Below are 3,491 nucleotides of genomic sequence, written 5' to 3'. Positions count from 1 at the left end.
GTCATCGTCGGCGGAGCGGATCAGGAGGGGGCGCGAACGGTCAGCGTCTACTCCCGCGACGGGGAGGAGTGGATCCACCACGCCCAAGGTGTCGTCTCCACGGGTACGGACATGGCGGCCTTCGACCTGGCGCAGTGGCCTCCGGCGGGCGCGACCGCGGTGGACACCGAAGGCTTCTACGAAGACCTGGCCGCTGTGGGCCTGGCGTACGGGCCGGCCTTCCGGGGTCTGCGTGCCGCATGGCGGCGCGACGATGAGCTCTTCGCCGAGGTCGCCTTACCTGACCAGGTCCAAGGTGACCGGTTCGGCCTCCACCCCGCCCTGCTCGACGCAGCCCTGCACGCGGTCGCCCTCGCGGGTGTCACCGAGGGAGCGGCGTTGCCGTTCGCCTGGTCCGGCGTACGACTCCTCGCCTCGGGCGCCCCCGCGCTCAGGGTACGGGTCCGGCCGCGAGGTTCCGGGGTCTCGCTGGACATCGCCGATGCCACCGGGTTGCCGGTCGCCACCGTCGAGTCGCTGGTGCTCCGGGAGGTCGACGCCGACCGGCTCACCGGCCCTCGCCCAGCCGTCCACGACTCGCTCTACCGGGTCGATTGGAAGCTCGTCGCGGCCCCGGAAACCGACGTGTCCGATGTGGTCGTTCTGCGGGCGGTCGGGGTTGGTCAGGTGCTGGAGGAGTTGCGGGCGTGGCTGGTCGAGGAGCGGGCCGGTCGGTTGGTGGTGTTGACCCGGGGTGCGGTGGCGTTGCCGGGTGAGGATGTGACGGATCTCGACGGTGCCGCGGTGTGGGGTCTGGTGCGTTCGGCGCAGTCGGAGAATCCGGGGGTGTTCGTCCTGGCGGACGCGGAGGAGGCCGATCTCGGGTTGGTGCTGGGCTCGGGTGAGTCCCAGGTCGCCGTTCGCGCCGGACAGACGTTCGTGCCACGCCTCCGCCGGGTCACGACCCCGGCCGAGCCCGTCCGGCTCGCGGGACCGGTGCTGATCACCGGTGGAACCGGCGCTCTGGGCGCCGAACTGTCGCGTCACCTGGTGACGCGGCATGGAGTGGACCGATTGCTGCTGCTGAGCAGGCGCGGGATCGACGCTCCGGGAGCTCGTGAGCTGGTGGCGGACCTGAAGGACCTGGGCGCCGAGGTCGACGTCGTGGTGTGTGACGCGGCGGACCGGGCGGTGCTGGCCGAGGTGCTGGCCGGCCGTGACATCGGTGCGGTCGTCCACGCGGCCGGTGTGCTGGACGACGGGGTGATCACGTCCCTGACGCCCGAGCGGATCGACGCCGTGTTCGCGCCCAAGGCGACGGCTGCCTGGAACCTCCATGAGCTGACCAGGGACAAGGACCTGTCGGCGTTCGTGATGTTCTCCTCGGCATCCGGTGTGATGGGTGCGCCGGGCCAGGGCAACTACGCCGCCGCCAACGCCTACCTGGACGGTCTGGCCGCGCACCGCCGGGCCAACGGCCTGCCCGCCCACTCCCTGGCGTGGGGACTGTGGGACCAGGCCGGTGGGATGACCGGCGGCATGGACACCGCCGACCGTCAGCGTCTCGCCCAGGGCGGAGTCCAGCCGCTGTCCCTGGAGGAGGGGCTGGCACTGTTCGATGTGGCGGTGGGTGTCGCCGAGCCGGCGTTGGTCCCCATCGGTCTGGACCTTTCCGGACTGCGCGTCCGGGGAGAGTCCCTGCCGGAGCTGTACCGCGATCTGGTGCCTGTGACCCGTCGCGTCGCGTCCGGGATCAGGGTCGACGCGGACACGCTTCGCCAGCGCCTCGCCGCCCTGCCGGAGGAGGAATGGCTGGACTCGCTGCTGACGATCGTGCGAACCCAGGCGGCCATGGTGCTCGGTCACACCGGTCCGCAGGCGATCGACGCGGATCGTGCCTTCCGTGAACTCGGGTTCGATTCGCTCGCCGCCGTGGAACTCCGCAACGGGTTGAACGCGGCGACCGGTCTCCGCCTTCCGGCGACCCTGGTGTTCGACTACCCGAGCTCGGTCGTGCTCGCGAGATACCTGCTCGACGAGGTGACCGGTGGTGCGGACGAGATCGCGGTCACCGCGGCCCGGACCGGTACGGACGACGACCTGATCGCCATCGTCGGGATGAGCTGCCGTTATCCGGGCGGGATCATGTCTCCGGAAGACCTGTGGCAGCTCGTCGCCGGTGGCGTCGAGGCCATCTCGCCCTTCCCGGTGAATCGTGGGTGGGATCCGGGTGTGGTGGATCCGGCCGGTGAGCGGGAGGCGACGAGTTATGTGGGGGTCGGGGGGTTCTTGCATGAGGCGGGGGAGTTCGACGCGGGCTTTTTCGGGATCGGTCCGAATGAGGCGTTGTTGATGGATCCTCAGCAGCGGTTGTTGCTGGAGGTGTCGTGGGAGGCGATCGAGCGGGCCGGGATTGATCCGGTGTCGTTGCGTGGGAGTGCGACGGGTGTGTTCGCGGGGATGATGTATCACGATTACGCCTTTAACAGTAGTACGGGGGCTATTGCTTCGGGTCGTGTGGCGTATGCGCTGGGGTTGGAGGGGCCGGCGGTCACGGTGGACACGGCGTGTTCGTCGTCGTTGGTGGCGTTGCATCTGGCGGTGCAGGCGTTGCGGTCGGGTGAGTGTGATCTGGCGTTGGCCGGTGGTGTGGCGGTGATGGCGACTCCGGAGACGTTTGTGGAGTTCAGTCGGCAGGGTGGGTTGGCGCGTGATGGGCGGTGTAAGTCGTTTGCGGATGCGGCTGATGGGACGGGTTGGGGTGAGGGTGTGGGGGTGTTGGTGGTGGAGCGGTTGTCGGATGCTCGTCGTCGTGGTCATCGGGTGTTGGCGGTGGTTCGGGGTAGTGCGGTGAATCAGGATGGGGCGTCGAATGGGTTGACGGCGCCGAATGGTCCGGCTCAGCAGCGGGTGATTCGTCAGGCGTTGGCCAATGCTCGGCTGGGTGCCGATCAGGTGGATGTGGTGGAGGCGCATGGGACGGGGACGAGGTTGGGTGATCCGATCGAGGCGCAGGCGTTGCTGGCGACGTATGGTCAGGGCCGGGAGCGGGGTCGGCCGTTGTGGTTGGGGTCGATCAAGTCGAACATGGGGCACACGCAGGCCGCTGCTGGGGTGGCGGGGGTCATCAAGGTGGTTCAGGCGATGCGGCATGGGGTGATGCCGAAGACGCTGCACGTGGATGCGCCCTCGTCGCAGGTGGACTGGGAGAGCGGAGCCGTTGAGTTGTTGACGTCGGCGCGGGTGTGGGAGCGGGGGGAGGGTGTGCGTCGGGCGGGGGTGTCGTCGTTCGGGATCAGTGGGACGAACGCGCATGTGATCGTGGAGGAGGCTCCGCTGGAGGAGCCGGTGGTGGAGTCGGCTCCTGCTCCTGCTCCGGCTCCGGTGGCGGGATCGGTGGCGGGTTCGGCGGTAGAGGTTTCGGCTGGGGTCTCGGTGGATTCGGTGGGGGTGGTGGTTCCTTGGGTGGTGTCGGGGCGTTCGGTGGGGGCGGTGCGTGCTCAGGCGGGGCG

The 3,491-nt window shown here is 69.2% G+C and carries 1 protein-coding gene; it reads left to right on the top strand.

Features of this window, described 5'->3' with window-relative positions:
* Positions 1-111 precede the first annotated feature (111 nt).
* On the top strand, positions 112-3,491 hold a 3,380-nt coding region (locus ACLQ2R_RS39365), incomplete at its 3' end, for an SDR family NAD(P)-dependent oxidoreductase (protein WP_425966523.1).

The organism is Streptosporangium sp. DT93, from assembly GCF_049844535.1.
Classification (GTDB): domain Bacteria; phylum Actinomycetota; class Actinomycetes; order Streptosporangiales; family Streptosporangiaceae; genus Streptosporangium.
This window is presented reverse-complemented; position numbering and strand designations above follow the sequence as displayed.